Source organism: Halobacterium sp. BOL4-2 (assembly GCF_016917835.2).
Lineage (GTDB): Archaea > Halobacteriota > Halobacteria > Halobacteriales > Halobacteriaceae > Halobacterium > Halobacterium salinarum.
This window is the reverse complement of the sequence record NZ_CP070332.2, coordinates 827,836-842,957: the sequence shown is the minus strand read 5'-3', so window position 1 is coordinate 842,957 and position 15,122 is coordinate 827,836. Positions and strand designations below refer to the sequence as shown.

Genomic DNA, 15,122 nt, shown 5'->3' with positions numbered 1-15,122 from the left:
GACGGTCAGGGATGCGTGAAGTACGCGACCGACGCCCCGCCGTCGCGGTGGGCGTCGACGCGCGCGAACCCGACGCGCACGAACTGCACGATCTCGTCGGCGTCTCGATCCGCGAACCCGGGCTCGGCGTACCCCGTCACGTCGCCGTCCATGGTCCGCAGCCGGACGTCAACGTTGTGCTCGGCGGGCACCCACTGCACCACGTCGACGCCCTCCTCGCGCACGATGTCGATGTCGGCGTCGAGGAACGCGAAGCGCTCGCCGTCGTATCGCACCGGCCCGTAGCCCTTCAGCCAGACGCGGTCGCCGGCCGCGGGCAGATCGGTGGCCTCCACGAGCACGCGCTCCCCGACGGGGATCTCGCGGTCACCCCGGTCGGGGTGCTCGGGGTGGACCTGTGGTGTCGCCTCGTCCGGCCCGTCGTCGACCGGGACCTCGACAGCCTCGTGTGACTCCTCGGGTCCCTCGCCGCGCGCCTCGAAGCCGTCACGAACCAAGAACTGCCGGGGGGCCGTGTCGTCCACGAGATCACGGTTGTTCGCGTACACCGCCGACATCGCCAACTCGACGTCCGACGACGACGTGCCCAACTCCACCATCGCGTCCACGACGGCCGCCCCGCGGATGCCCCGCCGGCGGATGCTCTGCATGGTCGGCGCGCGCGGGTCATCCCACCCCTCAAGCTCGCCCGCGGCGATGCGCTCTTTGATCGTCGATGTGGACATCGCCACGTCGTAGGCGTCCAACTGCACGTGCCCCCAGTGCACGACCTCGGGGTACTCCCAGCCGAAATACTCGTAGAGGAACCGCTGGCGCTTCGCGGAGTCCTGGAGGTCGATGCCGCGAATGATGTGCGTGACGCCCGTGCGGTGGTCGTCAACGCCCGACTGGAAGTCCAGCATCGGCCAGCAGCGGTACTCGCTGGCCGCGTCCCGGGGATGGGGGGTGTCGACCATGCGGAACGCAACCCAGTCCCGGAGCGCGGGGTTCTTGTGCGTGATGTCGGTTTTCACGCGCAACACCATCTCCCCGGAGTTGTACTCGCCGTCGACCATCGCCTCGAACTCGTCGGCGACGGTTTCGGGGTCTTTGTCCCGGTGGGGACACGCCTCACCGCTGTTTTTCAGATCGGAGAACTCCGCGCCAGGGCAGCTACACGTGTACGCGCCGCCCATGCCGATGAGCCGGCGGGCGTGCTCGTAGTACGTCTCCACGCGGTCGCTGGCCGTCAGCACCTCGTCGGCCTCGAACCCGAGATACGAAAGGTCGTCGAGGATCTGGTCGTACGCGTCGAGGTCCGGGCGCTTCGTCTCGGGGTCCGTGTCGTCGAACCGAACGACGAACGAGCCGTCGTATCGCTGCTTGTACGTCCCGATGACCGACGGCATCCGGGCGTGGCCGACGTGCCACGGGCCGTTGGGGTTCGGCGCACACCGCATCCGCACCTCGTCGTACGCCTCGGCGTTCGGCAGGGCCGGCAGTGCGTGGTCGTCGCTCTCGTCTTCGCTGTCCAGCTCCTCGACGTCCTCGGGGGCAAGTTCCGCGAGGCGCTCGCGCTGCTCGTCGTCGCTCATCCCGTTGACGTCCTCGATGACGGGCGCGATGACGCCGGGAATCTCGTCGCCGTGCGCTCTGAAATCGGGGTGCTCGCCCATCATCGGTCCCATGATGGCTCCGACCTGTGCGTCGCTGCCGTGTTTCAGCGCGTTGAACAGCGCGGCCCGCTCTGCCGCCCGGCGGACCCGCTCGCGGAGTTCGTCGTCCATACCACCGACTCCACGCTGCGGGGTGAAAATCCCGCTGGATTCGCCTGCATCGAAACCGCGGTGTCGACACGAGGCGGTGTTTCCCGGCGGTACCGCCCACACTTACCGGTGCCGGCTACTGGTTCTGTCTCGCCGTCGCGACGTACGCCACGTACAGTAGCGGCGCGAGCACCGGAAGTACGACCCAGAGACCGGGGTCACTGACGGCGTCCGGCACTGACTCGGCCGGCTGCTGGAGCACCGCCCACGCTAGCGCCGCGCCCAGAACCATGCCGACGAAGACGACCCCACCGAGGTACGGCCGTTGCTTCAGGAATTCATTGAACTCGTCCATCATGTGCGCCGCTGCTCTCGATAGCGTAATAACTGCTGCGGGTCGGCCACCGCTGCCCGCGGCGACCCTGCGACGGATGGTCTAGTACCCGCGCTCGATGAGGTAGTCCGCGATCTGCTCCAGCCGGTGGCGGGCCTCGTTCTCGGGGAGCACCTCGAGGTGGGCTTTCCCCTCTTCGACGAGGTCCTCGGCGAGATCGCTCGCGTACTGGATGCTCCCGGCGTCCTGGAGCGCTTGGACGGCCGCTTGCACCGCCGCCTCGGTGACATCCGCCGGGTCCTCGGCGTCGAGCAGCCCATCGACGTCGACGCCGTGCTCGGCGGCGTGCAGCGTGATGATCGTCGTCTTGTCCTCAACCAGGTCGGACCCGCGTTGCTTGCCGAGTTCCGCCGACGGCACCGTGAGGTCCAACACGTCGTCCTGAATCTGGAAGGCCTGCCCGACGCGCAGCCCGTAGTTGTACAGCGCCTCAACCGTCTCCTCGTCGGCGGAGAGCAACAACCCCGGCAGGGTCGCGGCGGCCGCGTACAGGACGGCGGTCTTCAGCTCCACCATCTCCAAGTACTCATCGGTGACCACGTCACCCCGAGTCTCGAAGTCGATGTCCATCGCCTGCCCCTCACAGATGTGGGTGCACGTCTCCGCCAGCGTCCGCATCGCGCGAAGCCCACGCTCGGGCGGTGCGCCGGTCTCCAGCATGATCTCGAACGCCTTCGAGTACAGCGTGTCCCCGGCGAGAATCGCGGTCTCGGTGTCGTACTCACGGTGGACAGCCGGCGACCCTCGGCGCAGGTCGTCGTCGTCCATGATGTCGTCGTGGATGAGCGTGAACGACTGGATCACCTCGATCGAGACCGCCGCCGACATCACGTCGACGTGGCCGCCGATGCAGTCCGGGAACTCCCGGTAGGGGGGCGTGTCGCTCGTGTCGGCGAGCGCCTCCGCGGTCAACAACAGGACCGCCGGCCGCAGCCGCTTCCCGCCGGCTTCGAGGATATACCGGGACGCCTCGTAGAGGCGTTCGGGCTCCGCAACCGGGAGGTCGTCGTCGATCGCGTCGTTGACCTGCTGGCGGCGCTCACGGACCGCCGCGAGCACTGCCCGTTCGCGCGCTTCCTGGGACATTACTCGACGAGCTGGATGGTGTTGCCGTTCTCTGTCATGTGCAGGTCGCGGCCGATCTTGTACCCCTGACTCTTCGCGAGCTTCGCGTACGGTGCCATCCCCTTCATGTCCTGGTGGGCCGGGATCAGGTGCTGGGGCTGCAACGCGTCCAGCATCTGGTAGTGCCCCTCCTCGCGGAGGTGGCCCGAGACGTGGATGTCGTCGTAGATGCGCGCGCCCTGCATGCGCAGCAGCTGCTCGCTTTGGTAGCGCTGGCCCTTGTTCGTCGGCTCGGGGATGACGCTCGCCGAGAAGATGATCTTGTCACCGTCCTCGATGTCGTACGGCGTCTCGCCGCGCCCCATGCGAGTCAGCATCGCCTGTGGCTCGCCCTGGTGGCCGGTGACGATCGGGAGGAAGTTCTCCTTGCCCTCGTTCATGACGCGCTTGAACGCGCGATCAACGGACTTCCGGTGGCCGAACATCCCGAGGTCGTCGGGGAAGTTCACGCGGCCCATGCGCTCGGCGGTGCCCGAGTACCGCTCCATCGAGCGCCCCAACAGGATCGGCTCGCGGCCGATCTCCTTCGCGAACTCCACCAGCGAGGACACCCGCGAGATGTGACTGGAGAACGTCGTAGCGACGATCCCGCCGTCGTAGTCCGCGACGCTGGTCAGTACGTCTTTGAGGTGGCGACGGGCCGTGCTCTCGGATGGCGTCCGCCCCTTCTTGCCGGCGTTCGTGCAGTCCTCGATGTAACAGAGGACGCCCTCGCCCTCGCGGCCGATCTCGCGGAACCGCTCCATGTCGATCGGGTCCTCCAGGACCGGATCGTGGTCCATGCGCTTGTCCAGGCCGTAGACGACTGCGCCCTCCGGCGTGTGGAGCACGGGGTTGATCGCGTCGATGATGGAGTGTGTGACGTGCACGAACTCGAGCTCGCAGCGGTCGCCGATCTCCATCGTGCCGCCGGCCTCCATCTTCACGAGGTCGTTCTCGACGCCGAACTTCTGCTCGCTCTCGATCTCGCCTTTCACGAGCTCGATCGTGAACGGGCTGCCCACGATGGGCGCGTCGTAGCGGTGTGCGAGCTTCGAGATCGCCCCGATGTGGTCGAGGTGGCCGTGTGTCGGCACGATCGCCTTCACGTCGCCTTCGAGATCGGACATGACGCGGTCGTCCGGGATCGCGCCCATGTCGATCAGGTCGAGGCTGTGCATCTTCTCTGTCTCGACGTTGTCGTGAACCAGGACCTTCGAGAGGTTGAGGCCCATGTCGAAGATCACGATGTCGTCGCCCGCGCGCACGGCAGTCATCTGCCGCCCGACTTCCTCGTAGCCGCCGATTGTTGCAATTTCGATTTCCATGGTTCTGAAGCACTGAAACCCGCGTTTCGCGTGTCTCGAAACAGTCGCGCACTGGCTGCGTCCACCCGCGGCGTCTTGCAGCCGTCGGCTGCCACAGCATGCCCGCCCGCGACGTCTTGCTTGTGGCGGGTTACGCTCCACGCTGTTAAAAACAACGGGGATTGTCCGCCGACCCCAGGAGACGGCGTTACCGCCCGTGGAACGCTTGTGTCTGCCGCCTAGCCGTTGATCCGCGTTCCCACGTCGTCGCCGGCAACGAACGCCTCCATGCCCGCCGGCCCGAAGACGTACGCCGGCGACCCCAACGCGAGCAGCGCCCGCACCTTCCCCGCCATGCCGCCCGTCACGTCGGTGGCGTCGCTGCCTCCGAGCGCGCCGGCCGCATCGCTGAACGCCGTGATCGACGGGATCACCGTGCCGTCGTCGTCGAGGACGCCGGGCACCGTCGAGCACAGTCCGACGCGGTCGGCGTCGACCGCCCGCGCGAGATGGGTCACGATCTCGTCCCCGCTGAGGATGGTCGCGCCCGCGCCGGCGTGCGAGATGATGTCCCCGTGCAACACCGGCACGAACCCGTCGTCCAGGAGCGTCTCGATCGCCCCCGTCGGAAACTCCAGCGCGCCGTCAGTGGTCCGGTGCGCGACTGACGCCGGGTGCACGGGAACGGCCGCCACGCCGGCGTCCGCCAGCGCCCCGACGACCGCCGTGTTCAACGCCTCCATCGTCCCCGCAATGTCGCGGATCGCGGCCGCATCCTGGACGCCATCGGTGGCCGACACGTCGTGTGCGGCCGCGCGCGGATGCCCGAAGCTGCCCGCACCGTGCACCACCACGAGGTCGTCGATGTCGCCGTCCGCCAGCGCGCCCGCAAGCCCCGCAAGCCGATCGTCGGCGACCGTCTCGGGCTGGTCTTTCTCCGTGATCACGCTCCCGCCGAGCTTGACAACGACGGTCATTCGACGCGCACGCCCTCCCGCGCGAGGTCCGCGCGAAACGCCGCCTCGCAGTCCGGCGTCAGCGACAGCGCCGTTTCAGCACCGCTGCCCGCGTCGAGGGCAACGATCGACCCGCCGCCGCCGGCGCCCGTGAGCTTCGCCCCGTCGGCGCCGCCGTCCCTGGCCGCCCACACCATCGCATCCAGTGTGCGACCGGAGACGCCGAGTCCGGACAGCAGCCCGTGGTTGATATCCATCAACCGCCCCAGTGTCGCCACGTCGCCGTCCGCCAGCGCCGCCTCCCCACGGCGCACGAGGTCGCCGATCGCGGTGACCGTGTCCGCGACGAACCCGAACTCCTCGCGGAGCGCGCGCACCCCCGCCACGAGTTCGCCCGTGTCGTGGCTGGTGCCGTCGTAGCCGATCACGAACGGCAACGCCGGCGCGTCAAGCGTGGTGCAGTCGTCGCCGGACACGCGCACTACCCCGCCCATCGCCGAACAGAAGGTGTCCGCGCGCGACGCCTCGCCGTCCTGGACGGTGTGCTCGACCTGGTACGCCCGGTCGGCGACCTCGCGGGCGTCCAGTTCCACGCCGAGCTCTCGGGTTGCCGCGTCGATCCCGGCCACGACCACTGCGGCCGACGACCCGAGCCCCGCCCCCAGGGGGATCTCGCTGTCGATGGTCACGTCGAAGCCGGCCGTCGGCGCGTCCGCGGCCGCCCGCGCCTGCTCGACGGCGGCGTCGACGTACCCCATCGCCGCGTCAACGATCGGCGCGGGCACGTCCACGTCCGGCGTGCCGCCGGCGTCGCGGTCGCCGCTGTACTCCACGGTGAACCCGTCGATGGACAGATCGCCCGAACACACCCGAAGGCGGCTGTCCTCGCGCTCGGAGACCGTCACGTGTGCGCGGCGCTCGATCGCGCACGGAACCGCCGGCTCCCCGTACACGACGGCGTGCTCGCCGAACAGGTAGACCTTCCCCGGCGCACTCGAAGTCGTGGTCATACCCTGCGTGTGCACCGGGTGATTACAGGGCTTCCGGAACGCCGCCGAGCGACCACCCCGACGTGGGGCGGTTAGCCGCAGGCTTATGACTGCTTACCGTCTACGCGGGGACATGCGTCCGGTCATCGACCACGTCCCGTTCGCGGGTGCGTCGCTGGATGTGCTCGTCGAGCGGTTCGAAACTGCGGGCTTCGATCCCGAATACGGCGGCGAACACCCCGGCGTGGGCACGGAGATGTCGATGCTGGTCTTCCCGGACGGCTCGTATCTCCAACTCGTCGCCCCGGCCCGCGAGGACCCCGGCTGGTGGCGCGAGTTCTTCGCCAACGCCGACCCGATCGCCGGCCCCAGTGGCTGGTGTGTCGAAACCGGCAGCGTCCACGGCGAATGCCAGCGCGCCATCGACCACGACGTCGAAGTCCACGGGCCGCGTCGCGGGTTCCGCGACCGCCCCGACGGCGTCACCGTCGAATGGGACGCCGCCGCCCTGGGGCCCCGCGACCACCACCTGCTCCCATTCCTCATCACCGACCGCACCCCACGCGAGTACCGCGTTCCCGACGCCACGAACTTCGGCGCGCCCATCTCCGGCGTCGACTGCATCGTGCTCGCAGTCCCGGATCTCAGCGACGCCATCGACTGTTTCACGCAACTCTATCGCCTCCCCACGCCGGACCACGACTACGACGACGACTTCGGCGAACTCGTGTCGTTCCCCGGCCAGGACGTCATCCTCGCCGAACCAACCACGGGCTGGGCTGCCGACCGCGTTGACACCTACGGACCGGTTCCATCCGCTGTCTTCCTCACCGCCGACGTCGACGACGCCCGCCACCGCCATCCCCTCGACGGCGGCCGCGAGTGGTTCGGTCGCCGCGTCCGCATGATCGAGGGGTTCGACGGCTACCTCGGCGTCATCTCCCGATAACCAGCGCTCGCGCTACTGACAGCTCCACCGCGGCTCGCAGAAAAGTCACCCCGTGGGTGAGCGCGCTTACAGGCCGTCCTCGAAGTCGTCGAGGCCGTAGGTCGGCTCCGCACCGCGCCGATCGAGCGTCTCGTTGGCGAGCAGCCAGTACACCACGGACAGCGCGCGGCGGCCCTTGTTGTTCGTCGGCACGACCAGGTCCACGTTCCCGGTCTGGTTGTTGGAGTCGCACATCGCGATCACGGGAATGCCGACCGTGATCGCTTCTTTGACGGCCTGCGAGTCACCGATCGGGTCGGTGACCACGAGGACGTCCGGCTCGATGTAGCCGTCGTAGTCGGGGTTCGTCAGCGTCCCCGGGATGAAGCGCCCGGTGCGGGCGCGCGCACCGACGGCCTCCGCGAACTTCTCCGCGGGGAACCGCCCGTACTGGCGACTCGACGTCACCAGGATCTGCTCGGGGTCGTAGTTCGCCAGGAAGTCCGCCGCCGTCCGAACGCGGTCGTCGGTCCGCGACACGTCAAGGACGTACAGGCCGTCGGTTCGGACCCGGTGGATGAACCGGTCCATGTCGTTGGTCTTCTGCTGGGTCCCGATGTGAACGCCAGCGCCCAGGTAGTCCTCGACGGGGATCAGGAGGTCGGCCTCCTCATCGGACATCACGTCCTCGGTCGCCGTGGACTCCGGCGCAGGCTCGTCGGCCTCGGTATCGGGGGTCTGTTCGTCTGTCTGGGCCGTGCTCTCGGCGTCTGCCGCCGCTTCGTCGGGGGCGTTCTCCTCGAGTTCGGCCTCGGTGTCGGATTCGTTCTCGCTCATGCTTCGTCCGCGATGCGGATGAGTTCGTTTAGCTTGGCGGTTCGCTCGCCGCCGACCGCGCCGGTCTTGATGAACGGCGCGTCGGTTGCAACGGCGAGGTGTGCGATGGTCGTGTCCTCGGTCTCGCCGCTGCGGTGGGATACGACCGCGTCGTACCCGTTGCGCGTGGCGAGCTCGATTGCGTCGACGGCGTCGGTCAGCGTCCCGATCTGATTGGGCTTCACGAGGATGCTGTTGGCAGCCCCCGCGTCGATGCCGCGCTGCAGGCGCTCGGTGTTCGTCACGAACAGGTCGTCACCACACACGAGCGTCTCGTCGCCCACGCGATCGGTGAGCTCCGCGAACGCCTCGAAGTCGTTCTCGTCGAGGGGGTCCTCGACGTACGCGAGGTCGTACTCGGAAACCAGTCCTGCGACGTATTCGATCTGTGCCGCCGTCGACCGGCGGTCGTCACCGAACACGTACTCGTCTCCGTCGTATCGCTCGGCGGCCGCGAGATCAAGGCCCAACCGGACATCGAACCCGAACTCATCGGCGACCTCCGCGGCGGCACCTGCCACCACGTCGAAGGCGGTTGCGTCGTCGATCGACGGCGCCCACGCGCCCTCGTCGCCTTTCGCCGCCGGCACACCGTCGGCGTCCAGGCGGTCTTTGACGCGCTGATGGACGGCCGCGTTCGCGAACACGGCCTGCCGAACGCTCGGCGCGCCGGTCGCCGCGACCAGGAACTCCTGGATCGCGGTCGCGTCCGCGGCATGCGCGCCGCCGCCGAGGACGTTCCCCAACGGAACCGGGAAGTTCCGGCCGCGAAGCGCCCCACCCAAATGCTGGTAGGTGTGCACACCGAGGACGTCCGCCGCTGCCTTCGCAGCAGCCATGCTGGTCGCAACGGCGACGTTCGCGCCGACCGCCGAGAAGTCAGTGGTGTCGTCGGCGGCGTGCAGCGCCGCGTCGACGCCGCGCTGATCGCCCGCGAACTCACGCCCCTCCAATCGGGGCGCGATACGCTCGCGGCCGGCCGCGATCGCCTCCCCGACGGGAAGCTCGACGGCCTCGTGCTCGCCGGTGCTTGCGCCCGACGGCGCGGCCGCACGACCGAACCCACCGTCGTCGGTGGTCACCTCCGCCTCGACGGTCTTGTTCCCGCGTGAATCCAGGATCGGACGGTATCGGACAGCCTCGATGCGCGTCATCTCAGGTCCCCTCCCGCCGAACAGTGAACGGAAGCGCGTCCGCGTCGTACTCCTCGGCCGCGATGAGGATCGGCTCCGTCTGATCGGTGTCAACCAGCACGGGCGCGCCGTACGCCACCTGCAGGGCTCGCGCCCCGATGATGCGGGCTTTCTCGTACCGGCTGAAATGCTGTGAGTCGCTCATTATTACTGGTATGGGGAGACCACGTCGACGAGGTCCTGGTGGGCGATCAGCATCCGGCGACAGCAGTGCCGGTCGACGCCGAGGTCATCCAGCACGTCGGCCGGGTCCTCGTCGCCGTCGTGGGTTTCGGCACGCGCCTTGAACGCTTCCCAGTGTTCGCCGACGACAGTACCGCAACTGAAACACCGGACTGGTACCATCATGCTCTGGTCACCTCAGCGGTAGGACTTCTGGTAGCGCGCCCGAGCCCCGGGACCGCCCCACTTCTTGGACTCGCGCTGGCGCACGTCGTTCACCAGGAGGCTGCGGTCGAACTCGCGGAACGCGTCACGGAGTTCGGCGTCGCCGTAATGCTCGACGAGCCCGCGCGCGATGGCGGTCCGCACCGCGTCCGCCTGCCCCGCGAACCCGCCACCGGCGACGTCGATGTCGATGTCGACGTCCCCGCGGAGGTCGCTGCCCGAGATGCGGAACGGCTCCAGCATCTTCAGGCGTGCCATCTCCGGCTCGACGAGTTCGACGGGCTGGGAGTTGATTCGCACGCGACCCTCTCCGTCGCTCACGGTTGCGCGAGCGACAGCCGTCTTCTTCTTGCCTGACGTATTGGTTACCATGTGACGTTCGCCCCCAGTTCCTCGGACACTTCGCTGAGGGTGACGAAGCGGATTGTTGACAGTCGGTCCAGCGACGTGCCGTCAAGCACGTCGCCGTCCTCGTCCATCGGGTTCCCGACGTACACGCGGACGCTGTCGAGCGCCTCCCGACCGTCGTCCTGCTTGTACGGCAGCATGCCGCGGATGGCACGCTTGAAGATGCCGTCGGGGCGCTTCGGGTAGTACGGTCCGCGGTCGGACCCCAGGTTGGCGCGCGTGCGGTACGTGGAGAACACGTCGTCCTCCGTTCCCGTGATGACCGCCTGCTCGGCGTTCACGACGGCAACCCGGTCGCCGGCGAGCGCGCGCTCGGCGACGTTGCTCGCGACGCGACCCATGATGCAGTCGCGCGCGTCCACGACGACGTCGGCGTCGAATTCTGCGAGACTCATCGAATCACCCGCACATCGGTTCCGTCTGGGTTCTGTTCAACTGCCTGTTCCAAGTGGACGGCCTCACCGTCGGCGTGCTCGATCTTCGTCGCCGCGCTGCTGGAGAAATCCACGGCAGCGACGGTGACGGATTTTCGGAGCGCGCCGGACCCCAGGACCTTCCCGGGGACGATGACCGTCTCGTCTTCACTTGCGTACCGTTCGATACGACTCAGGTTCACCTCGGCGTGCGTGGATCGCGGCTTCTCCAGCCGGTCGGCCACGTCATGCCAGACATCCGCACCCGAATCGCGGGCGACGGATTTCAGTTCGGCGATGAGACTGCTGAGTCTCGGGCTTGTCTTGCTCATGCTCCTAACTCTCGGAAATTCTGGTGAGAAGTCGAATGCAGGGAGCAGGATTTGAACCTGCGAACCCCTACGGGACAGCGCCCTGAACGCTGCGCCTTTGGCCAAACTTGGCTATCCCTGCTCGGTCGCGTCGACCTTACACTTCTCTGTAGCCCCCGCCCCTTCTTACCGATTACGATTGCCGGACCCGTCGCTCCCGGGGCAGGAACGGACGCCGGCACGGTGTTGAGGGGGGAGACACGCATTATTGATTACAGTTGAACTGCCTGTTCGAGTTCGTCCGCGCGATCAACCAGGGTGTCGACCGCACGCAGCACCAGCTCTTCAACGGGCATCGAGCCGTCCGATTCGACGTGGAACACGAACGCACCGTCGACGTCCTCGATTTCGACCTCTTTGCCGGGATACCGGGTGGTCAGGTCGTTGTCGAAGTCGTCAGTCGGCACTAGTTCGTCGTCCTCCTCGATGACGCCTCGAAGCATCTGGGGGTCGTCGTCCGCGTACTCTGGGCTGTCACCGACCACGTGTACGCGCTGCAGGTGTCGGTAGCCCACCGCCACCCCGCCCTGGTGTTTGGCGTGGTCGCGGCCATGCCCCATCACGGCATCCGCCTCGAGCTCGAGGCGCTGGTCGTCTTTCAGCTCGATGATCGGGATGTTTTCGTCGGCCGCCTCGACCTCGGGGTCGTTGCTCACGAGGTCGCCGGAGTACGCGGTGCCCGGACCCTCGACGTCGAGGGCGAGCGTAACCGCTTCGCCCGCCGCGTAATCCTCGGGTGTCGTCAGTGGCACGAGCCCGAGCCGCAGGCCGAGTTGCTCGTCGAACATCACACTGGAGTTCTCCACGAACCGCACCGTGTCGATGGACAACGTCGGCACGTCCACGAGGATGGCGCGGCGAATGCCGTTCGCGAACGCGGGCGTGATGTTCCGAACGACAAACCGGGCTTCCCGGTCGTCGCGGTCGACGAATTCGACGTCGAAGTCCTGGCTACTCATGATCTAGTACCCGCTGTTCTTCGGCGGTCGCGTCCCGTCGTGGGGGATGGGCGTGACGTCCTCGATGCGACCGATTTCGAGGCCGGCGCGGGCGAGCGCGCGGATCGCTGCCTGCGCGCCCGGTCCCGGGCTTCGCTGGAGGTTCCCGCCCGGACCGCGGACCCGGACGTGGACCTTCTCGATGCCCTGATCGAGTACTTCCTCGGCGAGCTGTTCTGCCATCTGCATCGCGGCGTACGGCGACGCCTCGTCCCGGTTCTGCTTGACCACCGAGCCACCACTGGACTTCGCGAGCGTTTCGGCGCCCGTCTGGTCCGTGACGGTCATGATGGTGTTGTTGAACGAGGCGTGAACGTGCGCGATGCCCCATTTGGTGTCGTCAGCCATACGTTATCACTCCTGAGCACCGGCGCGAGCCGGGTGCAGTTCGTCGGTGAGGTCGCTCGTTTCGTCGAACGCGAGGGTGTTCTCCTCGCTGACCGGGACCGTGTACGACGGCTCCGTGACGCGGCTGCCGTCGACGGTCACGTGGCCGTGGGAGACGAACTGACGGGCCTGCCCCATCGTGTTCGCCAGTCCCTCGCGGTAGACGACCGTCTGGAGGCGGCGCTCGAGGACGTCCGTCACTTCGAGCGACAGCACGTCGTCCAATCGCTCCTCCTCGGAGAGGACGCCGATGCGCTGCAGGCGGGCGACGAACTCCTCGCCGGAGACCGTTCCGGTCTGTCCGAGGAGTCGCCGCGCCTCGCGGCGGTAGTCGCGCAGCTCGGACTGTGCCCGCCACAGCTCTTCTTTGTTCTTCAGACCGTAGCGCGAGAGGAGGTCGGATTCCTCGGCGATGCGCTCGCCCTGGTAGGGGTGATTCGGTGTCTCGTAGAACTTGGTGTTCTCGCCGGGCAGCGCCATTACTCCTCACCTCCGTCGGCTGCGTCGTCTTCTGCCTGTTCTTCCTTGATCGCCTCGACGTTGACGCCGATGGTGCCCTCGGTACGACCGGTGGACTTCGTGCGCTGACCGCGGACTTTCTGTCCGCGCTCGTGACGGATGCCCTTATACGAGCGGATCATCCGCATGCGGTTGATGTCCTGATCGCGGGTGAGCTCCACGTCGGTACCCGTGATGTGCTGGTTCTCGCCAGTGTAGAAGTCGTTCTGGCGGTTCGCCAGCCACGCCGGGGCGTGCTCGGTGAAGCTATCGACGGCGTCGGTGACGCTCTCGATGGCGTCGTCTTCGAGGCCGCCCATGGTCGCGGTTCGATCGACGCCGGCTTCGTCGGCGACGATTCGCGCGACTCGGCGACCAACGCCGCCGAGCTCCGCGAGAGCACGCTCGACGGTCTTCGTCCCGTCGAGGTCTGTCTGGCCAATGCGGACGAAGTACTGAATGTCTTCGTCCACGTCTTCTTGTTCTTCCGAACTCATGATTGGGTTGTCTGTGAAAGGCGTCGTGGCGGGGATTTGAACCCCGGAGGCTTACGCCACAGAGTTAGCAACCCTGCGCCTTGACCAGGCTAGGCTACCACGACAGGCTTTCGAGTGTATCTTCGCCCTCTCGGACTCGGGGCCTGGGCCCCTACAGTGACTGCACTCGTGGACAATCGGCCACACCACTTAAACACTACGAAGCGCCGATCCGTGATCGTGGGTGCGTGTCTCCCACTCATGCGGGCCGTGTGTGCCGACAGCACGCCGCCGGTGATCGTCCGGGATCGTCGCTGACACAACCCTTATCGGACGCCCCACCCCTACGCCGATGCATGAACGACGACGACGTCATGGAGCTGCTTGCGTCTGTCACGGACCCGGCGCTCGGCGACGACATCGTCTCCCTGGGGCTGGTCAACGATCTCTCGGTCGACGACGGCACCGTCACCATCTCGCTGGCGCTCGGGGCCCCGTACTCCCCCGCCGAGACCGAGATCGCCGCACACGTGCGAGAAACACTTGAGGCCGAGGGGCTGGAAACGGATCTCACCGCGGCGATCCCCGACCGCTCCGAGACCGAGGTGCTCCCCGGCGTCAAGAACGTCGTTGCGGTCGCCTCCGGCAAAGGTGGGGTCGGCAAGTCCACGGTCGCGGTCAACCTCGCCGCGGCGCTGTCCGATCGCGGTGCCCGCGTCGGCCTCTTCGACGCTGACATCTACGGCCCCAACGTGCCCCGTATGGTCGACGCCGACGACCACCCACAGGCCACCGAAACCGAGACCATCGTGCCCCCGGAGAAACACGGCATGAAGCTCATGAGCATGGCGTTCATGGTGGGCGAGGACGACCCCGTGATCTGGCGCGGCCCCATGGTCCATAAGGTTCTCACGCAGCTCATCGAGGATGTCGAGTGGGGGTATCTGGACTACCTCGTCGTCGATCTCCCGCCGGGAACCGGGGACACCCAGCTCACGCTGTTACAGACGCTGCCGCTGACCGGCTCGGTCGTCGTCACCACGCCCGAGGACGTGGCCGTCGACGACGCCCGGAAGGGACTGCGCATGTTCGGCCGCCACGACACCACTGTGTTGGGCGTCGTCGAGAACATGTCGTCGTTCGTCTGCCCCGACTGCGGCGGGACCCACGACATCTTCGGCGCGGGCGGCGGCGAGGAGTTCGCCACCGCCAACGAACTCCCGTTCTTGGGGTCGATCCCGCTCGACCCCAGCGTGCGCGCTGGCGGCGACAACGGCCAACCCGTTGCACTCGACCCCGACAACGAGACGGGAGCGTCGTTCCGCACGTTCGCCGCGGAGACCGCGGACATGCTCGGGCTCGTGCAGCGACGGGGGGTTGGCGAATGACCGATCCCGACGACGCCGAGAAGCGCGCCGTGCTCCGCAGCGTCGCCGACGACCTGCGCGACGAGGACGGCAACCAGTCGACGGAAGCCGAGCGCATCGCCGCGCTCGTTCATCGAGTCAGTGACATCTACGATGACGACGCTGACGTGGACGCCCAACACGTATATCTCAACATGCGAAACATCCTCCAGATCTCCGAGCAGGGCGGCATCGACCGATAACGCCGCGGGGGTGTGGTCGCGTCCCTGCGGGCGCCCTCGGGCGGTCTTTCATCATTTTTCTGTGATAATGGATGGCAAACGAT

At 67.3% G+C, this 15,122-nt stretch carries 20 protein-coding genes and 2 tRNA genes; 3 read left to right on the top strand and 19 right to left on the bottom strand.

Features of this window, described 5'->3' with window-relative positions; genetic code table 11:
* Positions 1–5: 5 nt before the first annotated feature.
* From JRZ79_RS17635 to mvk, 6 genes are all read right to left on the bottom strand, one after another.
* On the bottom strand, positions 6–1,766 hold the full coding sequence (locus tag JRZ79_RS17635) for a glutamate--tRNA ligase (RefSeq protein WP_205252678.1): 1,761 nt from the start codon (positions 1,764–1,766) through the stop codon (positions 6–8).
* 115 nt (positions 1,767–1,881) lie between these two features.
* Complete coding sequence (locus JRZ79_RS17630) at positions 1,882–2,103, bottom strand: hypothetical protein (RefSeq protein WP_205252677.1); 222 nt, start codon at positions 2,101–2,103, stop codon at positions 1,882–1,884.
* A 78-nt stretch (positions 2,104–2,181) separates the two neighbouring features.
* Positions 2,182–3,225, bottom strand: coding sequence for a polyprenyl synthetase family protein (locus JRZ79_RS17625; protein ID WP_010902827.1), 1,044 nt, complete (start codon positions 3,223–3,225; stop codon positions 2,182–2,184).
* A complete protein-coding gene (locus tag JRZ79_RS17620; RefSeq protein WP_010902826.1) occupies positions 3,225–4,571 on the bottom strand; it encodes a ribonuclease J in 1,347 nt (448 codons plus the stop codon). The genes JRZ79_RS17625 and JRZ79_RS17620 overlap by 1 nt, the downstream gene beginning before the upstream one ends.
* 218 nt (positions 4,572–4,789) lie before the next feature.
* Positions 4,790–5,527, bottom strand: a complete 738-nt coding sequence (locus JRZ79_RS17615; protein ID WP_205251783.1) for an isopentenyl phosphate kinase — start codon at positions 5,525–5,527, stop codon at positions 4,790–4,792.
* A complete protein-coding gene (gene mvk / locus JRZ79_RS17610; protein WP_010902824.1) occupies positions 5,524–6,516 on the bottom strand; it encodes a mevalonate kinase in 993 nt (330 codons plus the stop codon). Before mvk ends, JRZ79_RS17615 begins: the two co-directional genes overlap by 4 nt.
* 112 nt (positions 6,517–6,628) lie before the next feature.
* Here mvk and JRZ79_RS17605 point away from each other — a divergent pair, with 112 nt between their 5' ends.
* Positions 6,629–7,444, top strand: coding sequence for a VOC family protein (locus tag JRZ79_RS17605; RefSeq protein WP_231546358.1), 816 nt, complete (start codon positions 6,629–6,631; stop codon positions 7,442–7,444).
* 66 nt (positions 7,445–7,510) lie between these two features.
* On the opposite strand, the gene rpsB is transcribed toward JRZ79_RS17605, so the two are convergent.
* The 13 genes from rpsB to JRZ79_RS17540 form a co-directional block, all read right to left on the bottom strand.
* A complete protein-coding gene (gene rpsB, locus JRZ79_RS17600; protein ID WP_010902822.1) occupies positions 7,511–8,260 on the bottom strand; it encodes a 30S ribosomal protein S2 in 750 nt (249 codons plus the stop codon).
* The gene (locus JRZ79_RS17595; RefSeq protein ID WP_205251782.1) at positions 8,257–9,453 is read right to left on the bottom strand and encodes a phosphopyruvate hydratase; all 1,197 of its coding nucleotides are present in this window, start codon (positions 9,451–9,453) and stop codon (positions 8,257–8,259) included. The genes rpsB and JRZ79_RS17595 overlap by 4 nt, the downstream gene beginning before the upstream one ends.
* Before the next feature lies 1 nt (position 9,454).
* Positions 9,455–9,637: a DNA-directed RNA polymerase subunit K gene (locus JRZ79_RS17590; RefSeq protein WP_010902820.1), complete on the bottom strand. Its 183-nt coding sequence runs from the start codon at positions 9,635–9,637 to the stop codon at positions 9,455–9,457.
* Between the two features lie 2 nt (positions 9,638–9,639).
* Entirely contained in the window at positions 9,640–9,840 is a 201-nt protein-coding gene (locus tag JRZ79_RS17585) for a DNA-directed RNA polymerase subunit N (RefSeq protein WP_010902819.1), read from the bottom strand.
* Between the two features lie 12 nt (positions 9,841–9,852).
* On the bottom strand, positions 9,853–10,251 hold the full coding sequence (locus JRZ79_RS17580) for a 30S ribosomal protein S9 (protein ID WP_010902818.1): 399 nt from the start codon (positions 10,249–10,251) through the stop codon (positions 9,853–9,855).
* Positions 10,245–10,682, bottom strand: a complete 438-nt coding sequence (locus JRZ79_RS17575) for a 50S ribosomal protein L13 (RefSeq protein WP_010902817.1) — start codon at positions 10,680–10,682, stop codon at positions 10,245–10,247. Before JRZ79_RS17575 ends, JRZ79_RS17580 begins: the two co-directional genes overlap by 7 nt.
* Positions 10,679–11,032 (bottom strand): 50S ribosomal protein L18e, encoded by a 354-nt coding sequence (locus JRZ79_RS17570; RefSeq protein WP_010902816.1) that lies wholly within the window; start codon positions 11,030–11,032, stop codon positions 10,679–10,681. Before JRZ79_RS17570 ends, JRZ79_RS17575 begins: the two co-directional genes overlap by 4 nt.
* Positions 11,033–11,068: 36 nt before the next feature.
* Positions 11,069–11,153, bottom strand: a tRNA-Leu gene (locus JRZ79_RS17565).
* A gap of 130 nt (positions 11,154–11,283) precedes the next feature.
* Complete coding sequence (locus JRZ79_RS17560; protein WP_010902815.1) at positions 11,284–12,030, bottom strand: DNA-directed RNA polymerase subunit D; 747 nt, start codon at positions 12,028–12,030, stop codon at positions 11,284–11,286.
* Positions 12,031–12,033: 3 nt separating this feature from the next.
* Entirely contained in the window at positions 12,034–12,417 is a 384-nt protein-coding gene (locus tag JRZ79_RS17555) for a 30S ribosomal protein S11 (RefSeq protein ID WP_010902814.1), read from the bottom strand.
* A 6-nt stretch (positions 12,418–12,423) separates the two neighbouring features.
* Positions 12,424–12,936, bottom strand: coding sequence for a 30S ribosomal protein S4 (locus tag JRZ79_RS17550; protein ID WP_205251781.1), 513 nt, complete (start codon positions 12,934–12,936; stop codon positions 12,424–12,426).
* Positions 12,936–13,451 carry a 30S ribosomal protein S13 gene (locus JRZ79_RS17545; protein ID WP_010902812.1) on the bottom strand — a complete coding sequence of 172 codons (516 nt, stop codon included), beginning with the start codon at positions 13,449–13,451 and terminating at the stop codon, positions 12,936–12,938. The genes JRZ79_RS17550 and JRZ79_RS17545 overlap by 1 nt, the downstream gene beginning before the upstream one ends.
* 21 nt (positions 13,452–13,472) lie before the next feature.
* Positions 13,473–13,555: transfer RNA gene (locus JRZ79_RS17540), tRNA-Ser, on the bottom strand.
* Positions 13,556–13,786: 231 nt separating this feature from the next.
* Here JRZ79_RS17540 and JRZ79_RS17535 point away from each other — a divergent pair.
* Both JRZ79_RS17535 and JRZ79_RS17530 read left to right on the top strand, forming a co-directional pair.
* A complete protein-coding gene (locus tag JRZ79_RS17535) occupies positions 13,787–14,818 on the top strand; it encodes an Mrp/NBP35 family ATP-binding protein (RefSeq protein ID WP_010902811.1) in 1,032 nt (343 codons plus the stop codon).
* On the top strand, positions 14,815–15,039 hold the full coding sequence (locus JRZ79_RS17530; RefSeq protein WP_231546357.1) for a hypothetical protein: 225 nt from the start codon (positions 14,815–14,817) through the stop codon (positions 15,037–15,039). Before JRZ79_RS17535 ends, JRZ79_RS17530 begins: the two co-directional genes overlap by 4 nt.
* Positions 15,040–15,122: the final 83 nt, after the last annotated feature.